We start from the raw sequence: 20,628 nt of genomic DNA on the forward strand, positions 1-20,628 counted from the left end.
TCGTGTCTTGCGCGCGAAAGATTGGATCATTACAGGAGCCGGTCAGCCGGCTCCTGAAGAACAGCAATTACAGCGCTTTGACGGAGAAGATTTCCACGTCAAAGGTCAGCGTCTTGCCGGCCAGCGGGTGGTTGAAGTCGACGGTCACTTGCGCGTCGTCGAACTCTTTCACCACACCCGGCAGCTCAGTATTGGCCGCATCGTTGAAGATCACCAGCAGACCCGGCGACAGTTCCATGTCCGCAAACTGCGAACGCGGAATGATCTGTACGTTTTGCGGGTTTGGCTGGCCGAATGCGTTTTCCGGTTCAATGGTCAGGGTACGCTTGTCGCCGGCCTTGAAGCCGAACAACGCCGCCTCGAAGCCCGGCAGCAGGTTGCCGTCGCCGACCTTGAAGGTCGCCGGGGCTTTGTCGAAGGTGCTGTCGACTGTGTCGCCGTTCTCCAGGCGCAATGCAAAGTGCAAGGTGACTTCCGTGTTCTGGCCGATGCGTTGCTCAGCCAATACCTGTTCAGTCATGAACGGTTTCTCCGGATTTCTTGGTTTTGAACATGTCCAGTGCCAGCATCACCGCGCCAACGGTGATGGCGCTGTCGGCGAAGTTGAACGCCGGGAAGTACCAGCGGTTCTGCCAGTGCACCAGAATGAAGTCGATCACATGGCCCAGGGCAATGCGGTCATAAAGGTTGCCCAGTGCGCCGCCCAGAACCAGCGCCAGCGCAATGGCCAGCCAGGTTTCGTTGCGGCCCAGGCGCTTGAGCCAGACCACCAGCACCGCACTGACCGCAATCGCGATCAGGGCGAACAGCCAGCGCTGCCAGCCAGAGCTGTCCGCGAGGAAGCTGAAGGCAGCGCCGGTGTTGTAGGCCAGTGTCCAGCTGAAGTAATCAGGGATGATCACAATCTGCTGAAACATCTCGAGCTTGCCTTCGAAGTAGAACTTGCTGGCCTGGTCAATGACCAGAACCAGCAAGCTCAACCAGAGCCAGCTCAGCCGTCCGAAACGGCCAACGGCATTAGGCATAGTGACGAACCTCGCCGGCGCCATCGATGTTGTCCACGCAACGGCCGCAGATTTCCGGATGCTCCGGGTTCACACCGACGTCTTCGCGGCAGTGCCAGCAACGGGCGCATTTCGGGAAGGCGGACTTGACGATCTTCAGCTTCAGTCCGCTGACTTCGGTGGCCACGGCGTCGGCCGGAGCCTGCACGAACGGTGCAACAGTGGCAGTCGAAGTGATCAGGACAAAGCGCAGCTCGTTGCTCAGCTTGGCCAGGTCGGCGGTCAGCGCGTCTTCGGCGAACAGCGTCACTTCGGCTTGCAGGTTGCCACCGACGGCCTTGGCCGCGCGCTGGATTTCCATCTCTTTGTTGACCGCCACCTTCACTTCCATGATGCGATCCCAGTACTCGCGACCCAGCTCGAAGCCTTCCGGCAACTCGGTCAGGCCTTCGTACCAGGTGTTGAGCATCACCGATTCGTTGCGCTCGCCCGGCAGGTATTGCCACAGCTCGTCGGCAGTGAACGCCAGGATCGGCGCGATCCAGCGCACCAGCGCTTCGGAGATATGGAACAGCGCGGTCTGGCACGAACGACGGGCCTTGCTGTCGGCGCCAGTGGTGTACTGGCGATCCTTGATGATGTCCAGGTAGAAACCACCCAGCTCCTGCACGCAGAAGTTGTGGATCTTCGAGTAGACGTTCCAGAAACGGTATTCGCCGTAGTGCTCTTGCAACTCGCGTTGCAGCAGCAGGGTGCGATCCACCGCCCAGCGATCCAGCGCCAGCATCTCTTCGACCGGCAGCAGGTCGGTGGCCGGGTTGAAACCGGTCAGGTTGGAAAGCAGGAAGCGCGCGGTGTTACGGATACGACGGTAGGCGTCCGCACTGCGCTGCAGGATCTGCTCGGACACGGCCATCTCGCCCGAGTAGTCGGTCGACGCGACCCACAGACGCATGATGTCGGCGCCCAGGGTGTCGTTGACTTTCTGCGGCGCGATCACGTTGCCCAGGGACTTGGACATCTTGCGGCCGGACTCGTCCACGGTGAAACCGTGGGTCAGCAGCTCGCGGTACGGCGCGTGGTTGTCGATGGCGCAACCGGTCAGCAAGGACGAGTGGAACCAGCCACGGTGCTGGTCCGAACCTTCCAGGTACAGGTCGGCACGCGGGCCGGTTTCGTGGCCCATCGGGTGCGAACCGCGCAGGACGTGCCAGTGCGTGGTGCCCGAGTCGAACCAGACGTCGAGGGTGTCGCTGATCTTGTCGTATTGCGGCGCTTCATCGCCCAGCAGTTCGGCCGCGTCGAGTTTGAACCAGGCTTCGATGCCTTCGACTTCAACGCGCTTGGCGACTTCTTCCATCAGCTCGACAGTACGTGGGTGCAGCTCACCGCTTTCCTTGTTCAGGAAGAACGGGATCGGCACGCCCCAGTTGCGCTGACGGGAGATGCACCAGTCCGGACGGTTGGCGATCATCGAGTGCAGGCGCGCCTGGCCCCAGGCCGGGACGAACTTGGTGTCTTCGATGGCTTTGAGCGAGCGCACGCGCAGGGTGTCGCCGGATACCGGCTCCTTGTCCATGCCGATGAACCACTGCGCGGTGGCGCGGTAGATCAGCGGGGTCTTGTGGCGCCAGCAGTGCATGTAGCTGTGTTCGATGACGGTGGTGTGCAGCAGCGCACCAACTTCGGTGAGTTTTTCAACGATGGCCGGGTTGGCCTTCCAGATGAACTGGCCGCCGAAGAACTCCAGCGACGGCACGTAAACGCCATTGCTCTGTACCGGGTTGAGGATGTCGTCGTTGACCATGCCGTATTTCTTGCAGGTCACGAAGTCGTCAACGCCGTAGGCCGGTGCGGAGTGAACCACGCCGGTGCCGGCGCCCAGTTCCACGTAGTCGGCCAGGTACACCGGCGACAGACGGTCATAGAACGGGTGACGGAAATTGATCAGTTCCAGCGCCGAACCCGGTGCGGTGGCCAATACGGTGCCTTCGACGCCGTAACGGGTCAGGCAGGATTCGACCAGCTCTTCAGCCAGCACCAGCAGCTTGTCGCCGATGTCGACCAGGGCGTAGGTGAATTCCGGGTGAACGTTGAGCGCCTGGTTCGCCGGGATGGTCCACGGGGTGGTGGTCCAGATCACGATCGAGGCCGGTTTGCCCAGGGACGGCAGACCGAATGCGGCGGCCAGTTTGGCCTCGTCAGCGATCGGGAACGCTACGTCGATGGTCGAGGACTTCTTGTTCTCGTACTCGACTTCCGCTTCGGCCAGGGCCGAACCGCAATCGAAGCACCAGTTCACAGGTTTCAAGCCCTTGAACACGAAACCGCCCTTGACGATTTCGGCGAGGGCGCGGATTTCACCGGCCTCGTTCTTGAAGTTCATGGTCTTGTACGGATTGGCGAAGTCGCCCAGCACGCCGAGGCGGATGAACTCGGTCTTCTGCCCTTCGATCTGCTCGGTGGCGTAGGCACGGCAAAGTTCGCGGGTCTTGTCCGCGCCCAGGTTCTTGCCGTGGGTCACTTCAACCTTGTGCTCGATCGGCAGGCCGTGGCAATCCCAGCCCGGGACATACGGCGCGTCGAAGCCCGACAGGGTCTTCGAGCGGATGATCATGTCCTTGAGAATCTTGTTCAGTGCGTGACCGATGTGGATCGTACCGTTGGCGTACGGAGGGCCGTCGTGCAGGACGAACTTCGGACGATCCTTGCCAATCTCGCGCAACTTTCCGTACAGGCCAATACTGTCCCAGCGCTGCAGGATCTGCGGTTCGCGCTGTGGCAGGCCGGCCTTCATTGGGAAGGCGGTGTCCGGAAGGTTTAGCGTGGCTTTATAGTCGGTCATTTAAGGCTCTTCATTAGCGATGGGCGCTAGGTGCGGCTAGTGCACGGGCGGCGGCGACATCCGCGCTGATCGCCGTTTTCAATGCCTCCAGGGAGGCGAAACGCTGCTCTTCACGCAGCTTCTGGTGGAAAACCACCGTCAAACGCCGGTCATACAGATCGCCGGCAAAATCTAAAAGATGGACTTCAAGGTGGGCCTTGCCATCACCTTGGACCGTGGGCCGCACGCCGATATTGGCGACGCCGGGCCAGGTCTTGCCGTCGATGTCGACGTCGACCAGGTAAACCCCGGTGAACGGCACGCGACGGCGTTTCAGTTGAATATTCGCCGTGGGCGTACCCAGTTGACGGGCCAGTTTCTGGCCATGCAGCACGCGACCGGCAATCCGGTACGGGCGACCCAGCAGGCGTTCGGCCAACGCGAAATCGGCGGCGGCCAACGCGTTGCGCACCTGGGTGCTGCTGACACGAATGCCGTCCAGCTCGACGGTTTGCGCGGCTTCCACGGTAAAACCGTGAACCTGCCCGGCCTGCAACAGGAAATCAAAATCACCGAGACGGTCGCAACCGAAGCGGAAATCGTCACCGACCTCCAGATGCTGCACGCCGAGGCCATCGACCAGGATGGTATCGACGAACTCGCTGGCGCTGAGTTTGCTCAGGCGCTGGTTGAAGGCCAGGCACAAGACCCGGTCGACGCCTTCGGCGGCCAGCAGTTGCAGCTTGTCGCGCAACCGGGCCAGACGCGCCGGCGCGGTCTCCGGGGCAAAGAATTCCCGTGGCTGCGGCTCGAAAATCACCACGCAGCTGGGTACGCCCAACTCGAGCGCACGCTCACGCAGTCGGGCCAGAATGGCCTGGTGACCACGGTGAACACCGTCAAAGTTGCCAATAGTGGCGACGCAGCCCCGATGCTGGGGGCGCAGATTGTGGAGGCCTCGAACCAGCTGCATAACGCGCTTCTTGCTCATAAAGTGGCCGATTATAACCACACCCGACGGCCGACGACAGGCAACACCGTAACCCAAAGTGATCGAGCCGACAAAACTGCCGGCTCGCGCCCGTCTTTCAAGGGTGAAACCTCAGTTCAACGCCTTGCGATTGAAGTCGCGCAGGCGGAAACCAAGCAGCAGCAACATACCGAAATAAGCGACCACGCCGGCAACCACCAACGCGCCCAGGCGCAGGAAGCGCTCCAACATGTGGCCCTGATCCCAAGCGGGCATGAAATGCATGCCGATCAACAGCACCGCCGACATCACCGCCACCGCAACCACAAGCTTGAAACCGAACTTCAACCAGCCCGGCTGCGGTTGATACATCTGCTGTTTGCGCAATTGATAGAACAGCAGCCCGGCATTCAGGCAGGCACCGGCGCTGATCGCCAACGCCAGACCGGCATGGGCCAGCGGACCGATCAGCACCAGGTTGAACAGTTGAGTAACCACCAGGGTGAAGATTGCGATTTTTACCGGCGTACGGATGTTTTGTTGCGCATAAAAGCCCGGCGCCAGCACTTTGATCACGATAATCCCGAGCAGACCGACAGAATAGGCAATCAGCGCCCGCTGCGTCATTTCCGCGTCAAAACCGCTGAACTGGCCGTACTGGAACAGCGAAACCGTCAACGGCTCGGCCAGAATCCCCAGCGCCAGCGCACACGGCAGCACCAGCACGAAGCACAGGCGCAGGCCCCAGTCGAGAATCCGCGAATATTCGTGGCGATCCTTGCTGGCGTAGGTCTTGGCCAAGGTCGGCAGCAGAATCGTGCCCAACGCCACACCCAGCACACCGGACGGCAGTTCCATCAAACGGTCGGCGTAATACATCCACGACACCGAACCCGCCACCAGGAACGAGGCGAAAATGGTGTTGATGATCAGGGAAATCTGGCTGACCGAGACGCCGATGATCGCCGGCAGCATCTGTTTCATCACCCGCCAGACGCCGGTATCACGCAGATTCAGGCGCGGCAGCACCAGCATGCCGATCTTTTTCAGGTGCGGCAGTTGATAGAGCAACTGCGCCAGACCACCAACCAGCACTGCCCAGCCGAGGGCCATGACCGGTGGATCGAAGTACGGCGTCAGGAACAGCGAAAACACGATCATGCTGACGTTGAGCAGGGTCGGCACGAATGCCGGCACCGAGAAACGGTTCCAGGTATTGAGGATCGCACCCGCCAGTGAAGACAGGGAGATCAGCAATATATAGGGGAAGGTCACTCGCAGCAGGTCGGTGGTCAGCTGGAATTTTTCCGGCGTATCGGTGAAACCCGGCGCCGTGGCCCAGATCACCCAGGGCGCGGCGATCATGCCGAGCGCGGTGACCAGCGCCAGTACCAGCGTCAGCAGGCCGGAAACGTACGCAATAAAGGTGCGAGTTGCCTCTTCGCCCTTCTGGTTTTTATATTCGGCCAGGATCGGCACAAAAGCCTGGGAAAACGCCCCCTCGGCGAAGATCCTGCGCAGCAGATTGGGCAGTTTGAAGGCGATGAAGAAGGCGTCGGTCGCCATTCCGGCGCCGAAGGTACGGGCGATGAGCGTGTCGCGAACAAACCCGAGAATCCGGGAAAGCATCGTGATAGAGCTGACGGCGGCCAACGATTTGAGCAGATTCATTGAAGGAATGTGTGCCTGTCGATAAACAGCAGGCGAATAACGCGCCCACTTGTGCGATACTCCGCGCCGCAACAGCACAGAGCCAAAGCTCGCGAGTTTACAGGTCAAGCGCCGGAAATAAATATCCCGCCTCTTTATACCTACCACTTAGCGGAACGTCTCAAGCGCCCTTGACAAGACATCTCTTCATCGGCATGATTCGCGGCCTATTTTGTTTGCTATTTCCTAAAAAGTCTTTCGAGGAGCTCGACGGTGGCCAACTCACCTTCCGCCAAAAAACGTGCAAAACAGGCTGAGAAGCGTCGCAGCCACAACGCCAGCCTGCGTTCCATGGTTCGTACCTACATCAAGAATGTAGTTAAAGCCATCGACGCAAAAGACGCTGAAAAAGCTCAAGCTGCATACGTTCTGGCTGTGCCAGTTATCGACCGTATGGCCGATAAAGGCATCATCCACAAGAACAAGGCTGCTCGCCATAAGAGCCGCCTGAATGGCCACGTCAAGGCACTGAAAGAAGCTGCCTAATCGACGTAGTCATTAAAAAACCGACCTCAGGGTCGGTTTTTTATTGCCTGCGATTTGCTCTGATTTCAGCAAATCACAGGCAAAAAAAGAGGAGCCAACCGGCTCCTTTTTTTTACGTGCGATTAATGAGTCGACGCCCACGGCAAAATCGGGATCGCCGTCACCGCATTCTGCGGGCTACCCTCGATCAGACGATCGCTGTAGACCAGATACACCAGCGTATTGCGCTTCTTGTCGAGGAATCGCACCACTTGCATGGTCTTGAACACCAGCGAAGTGCGCTCCTTGAACACCTCTTCGCCATCCTTCAACTCACCCTTGAAGTTGATCGGTCCGACCTGACGACAAGCAATGGACGCCTCGGCACGATCCTCGGCCAGACCCAACCCACCCTTCACACCACCCGTCTTGGCGCGCGACAGGTAGCAAGTCACACCTTCAACCTTCGGATCATCGAATGCCTCGACCACGATCCGGTCGTTGGGCCCGACAAATTTGAACACCGTCGATACCTGACCGATTTCCTCGGCCGAGGCCAGCAATGGCAGCGCCACCAACAAGCCCAACAATCCTTTTGCCATGCGCATCGCGTTTTCCTTACACCAGAATCAGGTTGTCACGGTGAACCAGTTCCGGCTCAGCCATGTAACCCAGTAAACCGACAATCGCATCAGACGACTGACCGATGATTTTTTGCGCTTCCAGCGCGCTGTAGTTGGCCAGGCCACGGGCGATCTCACGACCGTCCGGTGCCACGCAAACCACCATTTCGCCGCGACGAAAACTGCCCTGAACCAGTTTGACACCAACCGGCAGCAAGCTTTTGTTACCCTGGGACAACGCGGAAACCGCACCATCATCCAACACCAGCGTGCCACGGGTTTGCAGATGTCCGGCCAGCCACTGCTTGCGCGCCGCGAGCATACCGCGCTCAGGCGACAGCAACGTACCAATGCGCTCACCCGCCTTCAGACGATCAAGCACGCGCTCCAGACGCCCACCAACAATGATGGTATGCGCGCCGGAACGTGCCGCCAGCCGCGCCGCGCGCAGCTTGGTCTGCATGCCGCCACGACCCAATGCACCACCAGTACCGCCCGCCACCGCATCCAGCGTCGGATCATCGGCGCGCGCTTCGTAAATCAGTTGGGCGTCAGGGTTATTGCGCGGATCGGCGTCGAACATGCCGTCGCGATCCGTCAGGATCACCAGCAGATCGGCCTCGACCAGGTTGGCCACCAGCGCCGCGAGCGTATCGTTGTCGCCGAAACGGATTTCGTCGGTGACCACGGTGTCATTTTCATTGATCACCGGGATGACTTTCAGCTCGACCAGCGCGCGCAAGGTGCTGCGGGCATTCAGGTAGCGCTTGCGGTCGGACAGGTCGTCATGGGTCAGCAGAATCTGCGCAGTGTGCCGACCGTGCTCGGCAAAGCTCGATTCCCAGGCCTGCACCAAGCCCATCTGGCCGATTGCGGCAGCGGCCTGGAGCTCGTGCATCGCGCTGGGTCGAGCGGTCCAGCCCAAGCGACTCATGCCCGCCGCCACTGCCCCGGAGGACACCAGCACCAGCTCGACGCCGGCCTCGTGCAAAGCCACCATCTGCTCGACCCAGACACCCATTGCCGCGCGATCCAGCCCTTTGCCATCCGCCGTCAGCAAAGCGCTGCCGATCTTCACGACCCAACGCTGCGCACCTGTCACCTTGCTCCGCATCATCTTCAACCTTAGCTTGAGGGCAACGCGACCCAGCGCTGCCCGTGACGTTATTCGTGGTTATTCGTGACCAACCGATTTCCAGATACTAAAACGCCGCTCGATTGAGCGGCGCTTAAGTTTACTGCAACGAATCAGTCACGCACGTAAATGATTTCCGGACCGTCTTCGTCATCCACATCTTCTTCGTCCCAGTCATCGTCGCCAATGTCGTGGACCGACTTCACGCCGCTGCGACGCAGGGCACGCTTGTCGTCCAGCGCCTGCAACTGAGCACGGGCTTCGTCTTCGATGCGCTGATCGAGATCGGCCAGTTCTTCCTTGTAGGCCGGGTCATTGGCCAAACGATCGGCACGATCCTCCAGGTAGCGCATGATATCGCGCGTCAGGCGCTCGGTACCTTCTTTGGCGATGGCAGAGATCACATAGACCGGACCTTCCCACTGCAGACGCTCGACCACTTCCTTGACCCGCTCCTCGTGCTCTTCTTCGAGGATCTGGTCGCACTTGTTCAGCACCAGCCAGCGATCACGCTCGGCCAGCGACGGGCTGAACTTGATCAACTCGTTGACGATCACTTCAGCGGCGTCCGGCGCACTGCTGTCGTCCAGCGGCGCCATATCCACGAGGTGCAGCAACAGACGGGTACGCGCCAGGTGCTTGAGGAAACGAATGCCCAGACCGGCACCGTCGGAAGCGCCTTCGATCAGCCCCGGGATGTCGGCAATGACGAAGCTTTTCCAGCGGTCGACGCTGACCACACCCAGGTTCGGCACCAGTGTGGTGAACGGGTAATCGGCGACTTTCGGCTTGGCAGCCGATACCGAACGGATAAAGGTACTTTTACCGGCGTTCGGCAGGCCCAGCAGGCCAACGTCGGCCAGAACCTTCATTTCCAGTTTCAGGTCGCGCTGCTCGCCCGGCTTGCCCGGCGTGGTCTGGCGCGGCGCACGGTTGGTACTGGATTTGAAACGGGTATTACCCAGACCGTGCCAGCCACCCTGAACCACCATCAGCTTCTGACCAGCCTTGGTCAGGTCGCCAATGACTTCCTGGGTAGCAGAGTCGATCACGGTGGTGCCGACCGGCACGCGCAGGATCAGGTCTTCACCCTTCTTGCCGGTGCAGTCGGTGCTGCCGCCGTTGGAGCCACGCTCGGCATCGAAGTGCCGGGTGTAACGGTAGTCCACCAGGGTGTTGAGGTTTTCGTCGGCCATCATGTAGATGGAACCGCCGTCACCGCCATCACCACCGTTCGGACCGCCGTTTTCAATGAATTTTTCCCGACGGAAACTCATGCAGCCATTGCCGCCGTCGCCAGCCTTTACGCGGATCGATACTTCATCAACAAACTTCATAACCAACGCCTCTCGCCGTACGGACGAGCCGAAAAACAATCAAGACATAAGACTCTTGCAAAAATGAGCGCAGCGACCCCAATCCACGACCTGCATCGCACGCCGGCAGCCCATACAAACAGCTTTGCAAGAGACTCACCCCACAAACGAAAAAGCCCCGTCGCAAGACAGGGCTTCTCCAGCACTCTCGCAGTTAGGCTGCGACAACGCTCACGTAACGACGACCGAAGGCGCCTTTTACTTCAAACTTGATCACGCCTTCGATTTTCGCGAAGAGGGTGTGATCCTTACCCATGCCAACGCCGTAGCCAGCGTGGAATTGGGTGCCGCGCTGACGCACGATGATGTTGCCGGCCTTGATGACCTGGCCGCCATACATCTTCACGCCAAGGCGTTTGGCTTCTGAGTCGCGACCGTTACGGGTACTACCACCAGCTTTTTTGTGTGCCATGAGTTCAATTCTCCTAGTGAGGAATTAGGCTGTAATTAAGCCTGAATACCGGTGATTTTGATCTCGGTGAACCACTGGCGGTGGCCCATACGCTTCATGTGGTGCTTACGGCGACGGAACTTGATGATGCGGACTTTATCGTGACGACCTTGGGAGATCACTTCAGCCTTGACGGTTGCGCCAGCAACAACAGGTGCGCCGATGTTCACGTCGTCGCCATTGGCGACCAACAGAACGCGGTCAAAAGTCACGGATTCGCCAGTGGCGACTTCCAGTTTTTCGATCTTCAGGTATTCACCTTCAGCGACCTTGTATTGCTTACCGCCGGTAACGATTACTGCGTACATGGTATTTCTCCGATAATCCTGCTCACCCAGCTCTTTATAAGAAGAGGTATTGGCTGGCATGGCTGCATGGGGCTGGAACGGCCCAAGTGCAATTGCGTAAGGCAGGTGCTGCCCAGGAAGTTCAGGGTGCGCGATTGTACGCAAGCCTTCGAAGTCGTGCAAGGGGCCGTCCATCGCGCCTTGACAGGCCCGGACGTGGGTCCTAGCATGCCGCGCAACCCTTCTGGAGCACCTGTCGCTGATGCAACCCCAAGCTTTCTACCGCGCGGTGGCGGACGATTTTAGCGCCGTCGACGGCATCATCAAGAAGCAGCTGACTTCCCGAGTGCCGCTGGTATCGAAAATCGGCGATTACATCACGTCGGCCGGCGGCAAACGCCTGCGTCCTTTATTGGTGCTGCTGTGTGGCAAGGCCCTGGGTCGCGAAGGCGACGACATGCGCCTGCTGGCCGCCACCATCGAATTCCTGCACACCGCCACCCTGCTGCATGACGACGTGGTCGACATGTCCGGCATGCGCCGTGGCCGTTCGACCGCCAACGCCATGTGGGGCAACGCCCCGAGCGTACTGGTCGGCGACTTCCTGTACTCGCGCTCGTTCGAGATGATGGTCGAACTGGGCTCGATGCCGGTAATGAAGATCCTGTCCCAGGCCACGCGCATCATCGCCGAAGGCGAAGTGCTGCAGCTGTCCAAGGTTCGCGACGCCAGCACCACCGAAGAAACCTACATGGAAGTGATCCGCGGCAAGACCGCGATGCTGTTCGAGGCTTCGACCCACAGCGCCGCTGCGCTGGCCGGTGCCACCGCCGAGCAGAGCGAAGCCCTGCGCACCTTCGGTGACCACCTGGGCGTGGCGTTCCAACTGGTCGACGACCTGCTCGACTACAAAGGCGACGCCGAAACCCTGGGCAAGAACGTCGGTGACGATCTGGCCGAAGGCAAGCCGACCCTGCCGCTGATCTATACCATGCGCGAAGGCACGCCAGAACAAGCCGCACTGGTACGCCAGGCGATCCAGAAAGGCGGGATCGAAGACCTGGAAAGCATCCGCATTGCCGTGGAAGCGTCCGGTTCGCTGGAATACACCGCGCAACTGGCCCGTGACTACGTGGCCCGTGCGATCAAATGCCTCGACGCACTGCCAGCCAGCGAATACCGCGATGCACTGGTTGAGCTGAGCGAATTCGCGGTCGCCCGCACGCACTGATCAACGCCGCATCATAAAAAACCGCAGCCTCCGTTGGAGCCTGCGGTTTTTTGTTGCCTGCCATCAGCGGCTAAAACCCTATACAATGTGCGACTTTTAGCGATCCCCTCTCCAAGGAGCCTTAGTGAGCACGTTGCCACCCTGCCCGAAATGCAATTCCGAATACACCTATGAAGACGGCACCCAACTGGTGTGCCCGGAGTGCGCCCACGAGTGGTCTGCCGGCGGTGAAGCCGAAGTGGCATCCGACGATGCCGTGAAAAAAGATTCGGTCGGTAACGTCCTGCAGGACGGCGACACCATCACCGTGATCAAGGACCTGAAGGTCAAGGGCACCTCGCTGGTGGTCAAGGTCGGCACCAAGGTCAAGAACATCCGCCTGTGCGATGGCGACCACGACATCGACTGCAAGATCGACGGCATCGGCCCGATGAAACTCAAATCCGAATTCGTCAGAAAAGTCTGATTCTGCTGTCTTCCATCCCGCGCCCGCCGTGGGATGGAGCTTCGCCCTCCCCCGCAATCCCCATCAAATCCTCGCGATAGCCAAACGCCAGCCGTTTTGACCTTACGCAATCTTTACCCGCAAAAAATCACAAACCGCCAATAGGCGCTTGCTATTTGACGAATAAGAATTATTCTCATTGAAACCCTTTCAATGGAGATGAGACCCATGACTTATTTGATCGACGCCTGGCTGGATCGCCCGCACCCGTACCTCAGGATCCTGCATCGGGAAACCGGTGAAGTCTGCGCCGTACTGGAAGAAGAAGCCCTGCACGAGTTGCAGGATCAAGGGGATCTGGACGTCAGCGGCCTGAGTTCCAGCGAGCCCTTGGTGCTCAAGGAGCTGGTGCGCAATCTGTTCCTGTTCTGCTATGCCCGGGCCTTGCGCCCGACCAGTGAACTGCACAACAAGATCGAAGTATGAGATCGGCGGAGAAACCCTGCACAAGCCACGCTTGTGCAGGGTAACGGGATTACAGAACGTCGAGCAGCTCGACGTCGAACACCAGAACGCTGTGCGGCGGGATGCTGCCAACGCCTTGAGCGCCGTAAGCCAGTTCGCTCGGCACGTACAGACGCCATTTGCTGCCGGCATTCATCAGTTGCAGGGCTTCGGTCCAGCCAGCGATAACGCCACCGACCGGGAATTCAGCCGGCTGGCCACGCTCATAGGAGCTGTCGAACACAGTGCCGTCGATCAGCGTGCCGTGGTAGTGAGTACGCACGGTGTCTTCACGGGATGGCTTGGCGCCTTCACCTTGAGTCAGCACTTCGAACTGCAGGCCGGAAGCCAGCGTGGTGATGCCTTCTTTCTTGGCGTTTTCAGCCAAAAATGCCAGGCCTTCGCCAGCGGCGGCTTCAGCCTTGGCAGCGGCTTCGGCTTGCATGATCTCGCGGATCACCTTGAAGCTGGCGGACATGGCTTCCTGGCTTACACGGCTTTCCTTACCGGCGAAGGCGTCGGTCAGGCCGGCCAGGATGGCGTCCAGGCTGACACCCGGTGGCGGGTTGTCGCGCAGCTGGTCACCCAGCTGACGGCCGATACCGTAGCTGACGCGGGTTTCGTCGGTGGACAGATTTACTTCGGACATGACACTGCTCCGCTGTGCGGACGGCCTCAGGACATGCCGTGCGTACACAGCGCGTCCCGGCGCGCCCGGAACCAAAAGGGCGAGCAGACTAGCACAGATGTTCCGGCATTGATCAGGCCCCGGGGGCCTACAGCGCGGATCGCCAGGCCAGCGGCACCTTCAGGCTTTCTTCGCCACTGGCACCAAGACCGCACATTTCATCGTGCACCGAGGTGTGCACCAGGTTGAACGGCAGTACCGGCAAGTTATGCAGCACATCCCGGGCATGTTCAACCGAACGCAGCGTCAGCATTTTCCCCTGCGGATCGCTCAGCGGATACGCCGCACCATGCATCCGGGCCTCCAGCAGATAGATCCCGCCTTCCATGGAGATCAGGTTCAGTTCGTCGACCTTTCTGGCGACGGCAAACGCATTCAACTCTTGCAGGTTCATAAACGCACCTCACGCGGTGGCGAGCCTTGAGACCTACAGGGATAGGCCTTGGCCGATCAAAGCACAAGCCACAAACGACACCGCCCGTCTGTTTCGCAACAGACGGGCGGTTTTGTTACAGCAATCGTCAGCTCATCAGTGCTTGGTGAGCTTGTCCAGATAACCCATGGCAAACGCCGAGATCACGAAGGTCATGTGGATGATCACGTACCACATCAGGTGCTCGGGATCGACGTTCTTGGCATCCATGAAGATCCGCAGCAGGTGGATCGAGGAGATCGCCACGATCGACGCCGCCACTTTCATCTTCAGCGACGAGGAGTCCATGGTGCCCAGCCAGCTGAGCTTCTCTTTGCCTTCATCGATGTTCAGCTCGGACACGAAGTTTTCGTAGCCGGAAATCATCACCATCACCAGCAAGCCGCCAACCAGCGCCATGTCGATCAGCGACAGCAACACCAGAATCAGCTCGGACTCGGCCATGGAGAAGACGTTGGGAATGACATGAAACACTTCCTGGAAGAATTTCAATGCCAGCGCCAGCAGCCCGAGGGACAGCCCGATGTAGATCGGCGCCAGCAGCCAGCGCGTGGCGTACATTGCATTTTCGATAAAGCGTTCCATTGACTCTCACACAAGAAGGGTTGAAATCGGCGGCGAGTATACCAGCCGCCCATGACAGCCAGAAACCGCCCGGAAATCCGCCACCTGCGTGTGTGTGTCAAAGTTTTTCTGCTAGTGTCCAAACCATTGACAGCCCAGCGACAGTGCACAGGAAGACTGGAAATGGATGTGCGATTGCCGATATCGACTGCCGGAATTTGTTTCGCCCTGTTGCTTGGCGGGTGTTCGCCCGGCGATGAAAAACCCGCCGTCAGTCTCGAAGAAAAGACTGCGCAGTTCGAGCAGTCGCTGGACGCCATCACCGACCCCAAACTCAAGGACGCCGTAACCGAACTCGGCGGCTCGCTGCTGTTGCTCGAACGCGCCAAACAGAAGCTCGACAACAAACCGACCCGGACCGAATACGGCGAAGACGCCCTCGGCGTACTCCGGCATTACCCGACACCCCAGGCGCTGGTCGACACGTTCATCAATGGCCTGTTCGTGCTGCACAAGGATTCCAGCTCCGATTACCTCACCGATCTGCAACCGGTGTTCCCCTTCGTGCTCAACATCCCCGGCGGCTTTCTGTTCCCCCATGGCGTGGAGTGGCACTCGGTCACCCTGAGCAACAAACGGGTGATCGCCTATCAGCCGGAATGGTCGGAAACCGATCCGGGCATTCAGTTGAGTCCGTCCAGCTCCAACGTCACCAACCCCGATGACCTGACCGTCACCTACCCGTTCATCGAAGGGCTGAATGTCGACAAGAAGAACCTGCCGCGTCCGGTCAGCCTGCAAGGCCAGGTGGAAGTCATCGCCCCGAAACGCCTGCACAGTTTCAATCTGGATAAAAAGGACGTCGGCCAGACCCGCTCCGACGGCAATCTCAGCGTAACCCTGCTGAAACTGGACACGCACTACGCCGAACTCGAGTTCAGCAACCAGCTGCCGCTCGCCCCGGAAGTCGCCAACATCCGACTCAATCCGTTGATCGTCCAGGCCCGCGACTCGACGGGCCAGTATCTGGTGCGTGCCGGCGCCATCAACGAAAACCCCGAGCAGGTGGCGTTCTATCAAAAACAGCTGGCGTACCTGCAACAGCAAAAAGCCTGGAGCGAGGCGCTGGAAAAGAAGCTGGACGATGAACAACAGGCCTTTGAACAGCAGCATCCGCGCCACTACAACAAGGTGTACTTCAACGGCCCGATCGACAGCCTCGAAGTCAGCCTGCTGGATTTTTCCGAAGCGACCGTCACCCGCAAAGCTCTGGATCTGCCCGTGCGCGAATTCGATCCGCACACCACGGAAAAAACCGTGCAGCCGCTCGACCTGCCGATCACTGTCTACGACGATCAGGCGCCCGAATGGCTCAAAGGCGCGTCCCTGACTGAAGAACAGCTGAAAAGCGGCGTTCATATCCGCCAGTCGGTTGAAGAGCCGAGCGCCGCGCGCATCGAATTCGACCACCGCAAAACCTTCAACGATGAAATGCTCGGCGACGACTTCAGCCCCGGCGAAAGCCCGGTGACGTTCTTCACGGAAAAGCACAACGGCAAACTCGACGAGCCGATCGAACTGCCGCCCGAGGCGTATCAGGTCGATCCACTACAGGCGACCATCACCTACGACCTGAACCTGTTCCCGGAAACCCCGGCGATCGCCGTCGGCTCAATGCCGTTGTTCCTGGCCACGGTGGACAAACAGGCTTACGAAGCCAAGGCCCTGCCCAAAGGTCTGGAAATCAGGAACAACGCGCTGGTGGTGGATTTGAAGCGATACCCGGCCAACGAATGGCGATTCTTCGTCAAGGACGACAGCGGTCATTATCTGAAACAGATTCTGTCGGTCAGCCACGACGCAAGCGCTGAAGGACCAGCGTTATTCGGCGTGCATTATTTCTACGGCCGTCCGACGCGCGTGGAAACCTATCAGCGAACCGACCTCGCCACCGTGCAATACGGCTTTGAGGTCAAACTCGACAAGGCGCAGACCCAGGGCGCTGCGCCCTGATCGACGCTATTGGGTCGGCGCTGATGATCTAGTGATCGAAGGTGCCGATGCTGCGTCCGCGCCCACCGTTGATCTGCCGCAACTGCGCCTGCAGATGCAACGACCAGATCTGTGGATCATTGGCCAGCTCATAGCCGTGCATCGTCAGGCTTTCAACGATGGTGTCGAGAATCGACTCGGCGGCGATCGGCCCGTGAAACGGGCCCTGGGCTTTGATGGCGGAAGGTTGTTCACCGGCCATGCCGGCGGCGAAGAGCAACGTCCACATGCCGTTATCGCCGGCCAACGGCTTGATGGCGCATTCGATACGGGTCACGAGACCCAGGCATTGACGGGTAAGGCAGAGGTTGCGCGACATGGCGGCGACCCTCGGTAAAGCCGGTGTTCAGCCCTTGCTGAAGAGCTGTTTCGATCCAGTGATACTGTCGATGTCCTTGAGCAGAGAATAGAAGAAAAGTCCGCCGCGCAAGCCGCACAGAACCAGAAGGCGCCGAATGGTCATTGTGTGAATATTGACGCCAGAGTGATGGCACTTTTGCCGACGTTCGCGACAAAACAAAAACGGGAGCACAAGGCTCCCGTTTTTTTGAAGGCTGCCTGGCTTACGCCGGTTTGGCCTCGGCCAGCGCCTCCTGCGCCAGTTCCTTCTCGGCTTCTTTCAGATCCTCTTCGCTGATCATCTCGGCAATCACCCGCAGGCGCTCCACTACCCGCGCGTTGACGCTGCCTTCCGGGAATTCGCCCTCTTCGTTCGGCGCACCGGCCGGCTCGCCCACCAGCAGGCTCAACGCTTCGTCGGCCTGACGCACCGCGTAAACGTGGAACTGCCCGGCACGCACCGCCGCCAGTACTTTCTCATCGAGCATCAACGTTGCGACGTTGGCCTGCGGAATGATCGCGCCCTGCTCACCCGTCAGCCCGCGTGCTTCGCAGAGACGGAAGAAGCCTTCGATCTTCTCGTTGACCCCGCCCACCGCCTGCACTTCACCGAACTGGTTGATCGAGCCGGTGATCGCGAAGCACTGCTTGAGCGGGGTTTTCGACAACGCCGAAATCAGCGTGCACGCCTCGCCCAGCGACGCGCTGTCGCCATCGACGTAGCCGTAGGATTGCTCCAGCGCGATGCTCGCGGAAATCGCCAGCGGGAATTCCTGGGCGTAACGGCTGCCCAGATACCCGGTGAGGATCATCACGCCCTTGGAGTGAATCGGCTGGCCAAGGTTGACCTCGCGCTCGATGTCGACGATGCCGCTGCCGCCCGGGTACACCGTGGCGGAAATCCGCGCCGGCACACCAAACGCCGAGTCGCCGACTTCGAGCACGGTCAGCCCGTTGCACTTGCCGACTGCGGCGCCGTCGGTGTCGATCAGAATGATCCCCGCCAGCATGTCATCGAGAATCCGCGCCGACACCCGACCGGTACGAGTAGCCTTGGCCTTCAGGGCACGCTCGATGTGGCCGGCGTCGGTCATTTCATCGTTGGCCAGATGCCGGATGAAATCCGCCTCGCTGACCAGCTGGAACAAATCGCCGATCCGCGCCGACAAACGCCCCTGGTGTTCGGCCAGACGCGCACTGTAAGTCGCCAGACGCGCCACCGCGTCGGCGGTCAGCGGCGCCATGCCTTCTTCCGAAGTACGGGTTTTCAGCAACTGGGCGAACTGCTCCAGGCTTTCGTCGACCATCGGGATGTCTTCGTCGAAGTCCACCAGAACGCGGAACATCTCCTGGAAGTCCGGATCGAGGTCCTGCAACGTGTAATACAGCTGACGGGCACCGATGATGATCACTTTGACCTGCAGCGGAATGTGCTGCGGGTTGAGCGTCACGGTGGCGAAACGGCCCATCTCGCCCAGCGGCGATTCCATCTTCAACTTGCGCGATTGCAGGGCGCGCTTCAGCGCATCCCATACGAATGGCTCGCCGAGCATTTTTTCCGCTTCAAGAATCAGGAAACCGCCGTTGGCGCGGTGCAGTGCACCCGGACGCAACTGGCGATAGGTGGTGTAGAGCGCGCCCTGATCGGTGGTGTACTCGATACGGCCGAACAGGTTTTCGTAGGTCGGATGCGGCTCGAACACCACCGGCGCACCGCCGCTGGCCGGATGGCCGACCACCAGGCTCGGGGCGTATTGCTCTTCCAGCAGCTTGCGGGCGACAGCGTCGGTCTTGCTGTCATCGACCAGTTGCTCGACCACGGTTTTCAGCAGATAGACCTGCATCGCTTGCAGGTAACCGCAGACGGCAGCGTTTTCCGCGTACTTCTCCGACAGCGGTGCGAGCAAGGGCTGCAAGGCCAGGGTGATGGTTTCTTCGTTGAGCTGACGCAGCTGGTTGCTCGACTCGCGCTTCCACTGCGGCAGGCTGGCGAGTTCTTCGTTCAGGCGTTCTTCGAGGCCGGAAATATCGTCGTGAAAGCGTTCGCGCTCGGCTTCCGGCAATTGGGCGAATTCGGCTTCGTCCAGCGCCTTGCCTTCAAGCATCGGGGTGAAGGCGATGTTGCTGCTGTCGCGGTACAGGGCGACGTCTTTTTCCAGGGCCAGACGTTCGATGACGTCCAGCGCCTTGTCGTAGCGCTGGTTGAAGGCGCGGTCGATGGCGCTCTTCTTCTGCTGGTAGGACGGGTGTTCGAACACCGCAGGAAAGGTCGCCAGCAGGTTATCGATCAGGCCGTTGATATCGCCGATGAAGGCACCCGCGCTGCCCGACGGCAATTCCAGGGCGCGGGGCTCGCGCGGCTCATCGAAATTGTTGACGTAGACCCAGTCCGCCGGGGTCTGCAGGCGTTTGCCTTCGGCCTTCAGGTAGCGTTTGACGAACGAGAAACGGCCGGTGCCGGGCTCGCCCATGACGAATACGTTGTAACCGGGGCGTGGCATGGCCACACCGAACTGCAAGGCTTCGACCGCACGTTCCTGGCCGAGCACACCGCGAAAGGGCTCCAGATCATTGGTGGTAGTGAAGCTGAACTGTTCAGCGGAAAACGGACGGGTCAGCGCTTCGGGCGCTAGACGCAAGCTGGCAGCAACAGGATCAGGCATCGGGCTTCCTTAACAATCAGGCGGGGCAGATAGCGGCATTCTGGCGCTGCCCGAGCCCCACTGGCAAGGCGCGCCACACGACAAAGCATAGACAACCGGCCAACCATGACCCAGCCCCAGTGAAACCGGGGTTATCACCAAATCTTTTGTAAAAAATCACGGAACCCCGGGAACGTGCCTAAACTCCAAACTGCGCGGCTGGAACTAATACCGGCCCACTGGCTTCGTTTTGATCTGTTTCGTACAGAGCTTGGGGGGCCAGAACCCTGTCCATTGGTATGCACATAAAGAGAACAAAGCTATGAAACGGATTCTTCTCGGTACTCTCTTCACCGCTGTATCCATCAACGCAATGGCGCAAGCTCCAGGCGGCCCGGATTGCGGTTGGGGCAACATGCTGTTCGAAGGTCAGCGTGGCACTCCGGCTCACTTCCTGGCATCCACCACCAACGGCACCTCCGGCAACGCCACGTTCGGCATGACGTCCGGCACCAACGGTTGCTCCACCAACGCTTCGCTGACCTATGGCGGCAAATCCTGGTTTGCCATGAATGGCATGATGAACGAGCTGTCCGAAGACATGGCAAAAGGCAACGGCGAAGCGCTGACGACCTATGCCGTGGTACTGGGCGTGGCGCCGGAAGACCGTGCGCACTTCGCCGCCGTCACTCACGAGCACTTCCAGCAGATCTTCAGCAAGGCTGACGTGACCGCCGAAGACGTGCATACCAACACCCTGGCCGTTCTGAAGGCAGACCCACGTCTGGCCAAGTACGCGACTCAGGCTTAAGCTCGACCCACCCGCTTCCTTCGGGAAGCGGGTTTTATTTTTTCGGCCCGCCCTCCTTGGGTCTTTGTTTCTTT

At 59.7% G+C, this 20,628-nt stretch carries 21 protein-coding genes; 6 read left to right on the top strand and 15 right to left on the bottom strand.

Features of this window, described 5'->3' with window-relative positions; genetic code table 11:
- Window positions 1-67 precede the first annotated feature (67 nt).
- From fkpB to murJ, 5 genes are all read right to left on the bottom strand, one after another.
- Entirely contained in the window at window positions 68-505 is a 438-nt protein-coding gene (gene fkpB, locus L6D82_RS09035; protein ID WP_173892710.1) for an FKBP-type peptidyl-prolyl cis-trans isomerase, read from the bottom strand.
- 7 nt (window positions 506-512) lie between these two features.
- Window positions 513-1,025, bottom strand: coding sequence for a signal peptidase II (gene lspA, locus L6D82_RS09040; RefSeq protein ID WP_074691487.1), 513 nt, complete (start codon window positions 1,023-1,025; stop codon window positions 513-515).
- On the bottom strand, window positions 1,018-3,849 hold the full coding sequence (gene ileS / locus L6D82_RS09045; RefSeq protein WP_236188790.1) for an isoleucine--tRNA ligase: 2,832 nt from the start codon (window positions 3,847-3,849) through the stop codon (window positions 1,018-1,020). The genes lspA and ileS overlap by 8 nt, the downstream gene beginning before the upstream one ends.
- A 13-nt stretch (window positions 3,850-3,862) precedes the next feature.
- Window positions 3,863-4,801: a bifunctional riboflavin kinase/FAD synthetase gene (gene ribF, locus L6D82_RS09050; RefSeq protein WP_007959537.1), complete on the bottom strand. Its 939-nt coding sequence runs from the start codon at window positions 4,799-4,801 to the stop codon at window positions 3,863-3,865.
- Window positions 4,802-4,930: 129 nt separating this feature from the next.
- Window positions 4,931-6,469, bottom strand: coding sequence for a murein biosynthesis integral membrane protein MurJ (gene murJ, locus L6D82_RS09055; protein WP_085747712.1), 1,539 nt, complete (start codon window positions 6,467-6,469; stop codon window positions 4,931-4,933).
- 252 nt (window positions 6,470-6,721) lie between these two features.
- Between murJ and rpsT the strand changes: the two genes are divergently transcribed.
- Complete coding sequence (gene rpsT, locus L6D82_RS09060) at window positions 6,722-6,994, top strand: 30S ribosomal protein S20 (RefSeq protein ID WP_003228351.1); 273 nt, start codon at window positions 6,722-6,724, stop codon at window positions 6,992-6,994.
- Between the two features lie 122 nt (window positions 6,995-7,116).
- On the opposite strand, the gene L6D82_RS09065 is transcribed toward rpsT, so the two are convergent.
- The 5 genes from L6D82_RS09065 to rplU form a co-directional block, all read right to left on the bottom strand.
- Window positions 7,117-7,581 carry a CreA family protein gene (locus L6D82_RS09065; protein ID WP_134021051.1) on the bottom strand — a complete coding sequence of 155 codons (465 nt, stop codon included), beginning with the start codon at window positions 7,579-7,581 and terminating at the stop codon, window positions 7,117-7,119.
- A 10-nt stretch (window positions 7,582-7,591) separates the two neighbouring features.
- Complete coding sequence (proB, locus tag L6D82_RS09070) at window positions 7,592-8,710, bottom strand: glutamate 5-kinase (protein ID WP_045121906.1); 1,119 nt, start codon at window positions 8,708-8,710, stop codon at window positions 7,592-7,594.
- 134 nt (window positions 8,711-8,844) lie between these two features.
- Window positions 8,845-10,068 carry an Obg family GTPase CgtA gene (gene cgtA, locus L6D82_RS09075; RefSeq protein WP_102686320.1) on the bottom strand — a complete coding sequence of 408 codons (1,224 nt, stop codon included), beginning with the start codon at window positions 10,066-10,068 and terminating at the stop codon, window positions 8,845-8,847.
- A 193-nt stretch (window positions 10,069-10,261) separates the two neighbouring features.
- Window positions 10,262-10,519 carry a 50S ribosomal protein L27 gene (rpmA, locus tag L6D82_RS09080; protein ID WP_003228360.1) on the bottom strand — a complete coding sequence of 86 codons (258 nt, stop codon included), beginning with the start codon at window positions 10,517-10,519 and terminating at the stop codon, window positions 10,262-10,264.
- 35 nt (window positions 10,520-10,554) lie between these two features.
- Window positions 10,555-10,866, bottom strand: coding sequence for a 50S ribosomal protein L21 (rplU, locus tag L6D82_RS09085; protein ID WP_003228361.1), 312 nt, complete (start codon window positions 10,864-10,866; stop codon window positions 10,555-10,557).
- 241 nt (window positions 10,867-11,107) lie between these two features.
- On the opposite strand from rplU, the gene L6D82_RS09090 reads away from it, so the two are divergent.
- The 3 genes from L6D82_RS09090 to L6D82_RS09100 all read left to right on the top strand — a co-directional run bounded on the left by L6D82_RS09090 (window position 11,108) and on the right by L6D82_RS09100 (window position 13,007).
- Window positions 11,108-12,076: a polyprenyl synthetase family protein gene (locus L6D82_RS09090; RefSeq protein ID WP_007950962.1), complete on the top strand. Its 969-nt coding sequence runs from the start codon at window positions 11,108-11,110 to the stop codon at window positions 12,074-12,076.
- A gap of 124 nt (window positions 12,077-12,200) precedes the next feature.
- The gene (locus L6D82_RS09095) at window positions 12,201-12,542 is read left to right on the top strand and encodes a zinc ribbon domain-containing protein YjdM (protein ID WP_007950963.1); all 342 of its coding nucleotides are present in this window, start codon (window positions 12,201-12,203) and stop codon (window positions 12,540-12,542) included.
- 207 nt (window positions 12,543-12,749) lie between these two features.
- The gene (locus L6D82_RS09100) at window positions 12,750-13,007 is read left to right on the top strand and encodes a PA4570 family protein (protein ID WP_007950964.1); all 258 of its coding nucleotides are present in this window, start codon (window positions 12,750-12,752) and stop codon (window positions 13,005-13,007) included.
- A gap of 49 nt (window positions 13,008-13,056) precedes the next feature.
- Here the strand turns inward: L6D82_RS09100 and L6D82_RS09105 are convergent, their stop codons facing one another.
- From L6D82_RS09105 to L6D82_RS09115, 3 genes are all read right to left on the bottom strand, one after another.
- Entirely contained in the window at window positions 13,057-13,674 is a 618-nt protein-coding gene (locus L6D82_RS09105) for a BamJ family beta-barrel-assembly machinery protein (RefSeq protein WP_007950965.1), read from the bottom strand.
- A 127-nt stretch (window positions 13,675-13,801) separates the two neighbouring features.
- Window positions 13,802-14,107 carry a DUF6482 family protein gene (locus L6D82_RS09110; RefSeq protein ID WP_074691490.1) on the bottom strand — a complete coding sequence of 102 codons (306 nt, stop codon included), beginning with the start codon at window positions 14,105-14,107 and terminating at the stop codon, window positions 13,802-13,804.
- A 135-nt stretch (window positions 14,108-14,242) separates the two neighbouring features.
- On the bottom strand, window positions 14,243-14,731 hold the full coding sequence (locus L6D82_RS09115) for a TIGR00645 family protein (RefSeq protein ID WP_007950967.1): 489 nt from the start codon (window positions 14,729-14,731) through the stop codon (window positions 14,243-14,245).
- Between the two features lie 162 nt (window positions 14,732-14,893).
- Between L6D82_RS09115 and L6D82_RS09120 the strand changes: the two genes are divergently transcribed.
- Window positions 14,894-16,723, top strand: coding sequence for a hypothetical protein (locus L6D82_RS09120; RefSeq protein WP_236188792.1), 1,830 nt, complete (start codon window positions 14,894-14,896; stop codon window positions 16,721-16,723).
- 28 nt (window positions 16,724-16,751) lie between these two features.
- Here L6D82_RS09120 and L6D82_RS09125 read toward each other — a convergent pair whose 3' ends face one another.
- Entirely contained in the window at window positions 16,752-17,081 is a 330-nt protein-coding gene (locus L6D82_RS09125; protein WP_007950969.1) for a PA4575 family protein, read from the bottom strand.
- Window positions 17,082-17,325: 244 nt separating this feature from the next.
- The gene (locus L6D82_RS09130) at window positions 17,326-19,764 is read right to left on the bottom strand and encodes a Lon protease family protein (protein WP_236188793.1); all 2,439 of its coding nucleotides are present in this window, start codon (window positions 19,762-19,764) and stop codon (window positions 17,326-17,328) included.
- Between the two features lie 301 nt (window positions 19,765-20,065).
- Between L6D82_RS09130 and L6D82_RS09135 the strand changes: the two genes are divergently transcribed.
- Window positions 20,066-20,554 carry a DUF3015 domain-containing protein gene (locus L6D82_RS09135; RefSeq protein ID WP_007950971.1) on the top strand — a complete coding sequence of 163 codons (489 nt, stop codon included), beginning with the start codon at window positions 20,066-20,068 and terminating at the stop codon, window positions 20,552-20,554.
- Window positions 20,555-20,628: the final 74 nt, after the last annotated feature.

Source organism: Pseudomonas paraglycinae, from assembly GCF_021601625.1.
Lineage (GTDB): Bacteria > Pseudomonadota > Gammaproteobacteria > Pseudomonadales > Pseudomonadaceae > Aquipseudomonas > Aquipseudomonas paraglycinae.

What these genes read in the sequence shown, in the direction of transcription:
- lspA (WP_074691487.1), bottom strand. Translation starts at nt 1,025, where the DNA reads ATGCCTAATGCCGTTGGCCGTTTCGGACGGCTGAGCTGGCTCTGGTTG.
- ileS (WP_236188790.1), bottom strand. Translation starts at nt 3,849, where the DNA reads ATGACCGACTATAAAGCCACGCTAAACCTTCCGGACACCGCCTTCCCA.
- ribF (WP_007959537.1), bottom strand. Translation starts at nt 4,801, where the DNA reads ATGCAGCTGGTTCGAGGCCTCCACAATCTGCGCCCCCAGCATCGGGGC.
- murJ (WP_085747712.1), bottom strand. Translation starts at nt 6,469, where the DNA reads ATGAATCTGCTCAAATCGTTGGCCGCCGTCAGCTCTATCACGATGCTT.
- L6D82_RS09065 (WP_134021051.1), bottom strand. Translation starts at nt 7,581, where the DNA reads ATGCGCATGGCAAAAGGATTGTTGGGCTTGTTGGTGGCGCTGCCATTG.
- proB (WP_045121906.1), bottom strand. Translation starts at nt 8,710, where the DNA reads ATGCGGAGCAAGGTGACAGGTGCGCAGCGTTGGGTCGTGAAGATCGGC.
- cgtA (WP_102686320.1), bottom strand. Translation starts at nt 10,068, where the DNA reads ATGAAGTTTGTTGATGAAGTATCGATCCGCGTAAAGGCTGGCGACGGC.
- rpmA (WP_003228360.1), bottom strand. Translation starts at nt 10,519, where the DNA reads ATGGCACACAAAAAAGCTGGTGGTAGTACCCGTAACGGTCGCGACTCA.
- rplU (WP_003228361.1), bottom strand. Translation starts at nt 10,866, where the DNA reads ATGTACGCAGTAATCGTTACCGGCGGTAAGCAATACAAGGTCGCTGAA.
- L6D82_RS09090 (WP_007950962.1), top strand. Translation starts at nt 11,108, where the DNA reads ATGCAACCCCAAGCTTTCTACCGCGCGGTGGCGGACGATTTTAGCGCC.
- L6D82_RS09100 (WP_007950964.1), top strand. Translation starts at nt 12,750, where the DNA reads ATGACTTATTTGATCGACGCCTGGCTGGATCGCCCGCACCCGTACCTC.
- L6D82_RS09105 (WP_007950965.1), bottom strand. Translation starts at nt 13,674, where the DNA reads ATGTCCGAAGTAAATCTGTCCACCGACGAAACCCGCGTCAGCTACGGT.
- L6D82_RS09110 (WP_074691490.1), bottom strand. Translation starts at nt 14,107, where the DNA reads ATGAACCTGCAAGAGTTGAATGCGTTTGCCGTCGCCAGAAAGGTCGAC.
- L6D82_RS09115 (WP_007950967.1), bottom strand. Translation starts at nt 14,731, where the DNA reads ATGGAACGCTTTATCGAAAATGCAATGTACGCCACGCGCTGGCTGCTG.
- L6D82_RS09120 (WP_236188792.1), top strand. Translation starts at nt 14,894, where the DNA reads ATGGATGTGCGATTGCCGATATCGACTGCCGGAATTTGTTTCGCCCTG.
- L6D82_RS09125 (WP_007950969.1), bottom strand. Translation starts at nt 17,081, where the DNA reads ATGTCGCGCAACCTCTGCCTTACCCGTCAATGCCTGGGTCTCGTGACC.
- L6D82_RS09130 (WP_236188793.1), bottom strand. Translation starts at nt 19,764, where the DNA reads ATGCCTGATCCTGTTGCTGCCAGCTTGCGTCTAGCGCCCGAAGCGCTG.
- L6D82_RS09135 (WP_007950971.1), top strand. Translation starts at nt 20,066, where the DNA reads ATGAAACGGATTCTTCTCGGTACTCTCTTCACCGCTGTATCCATCAAC.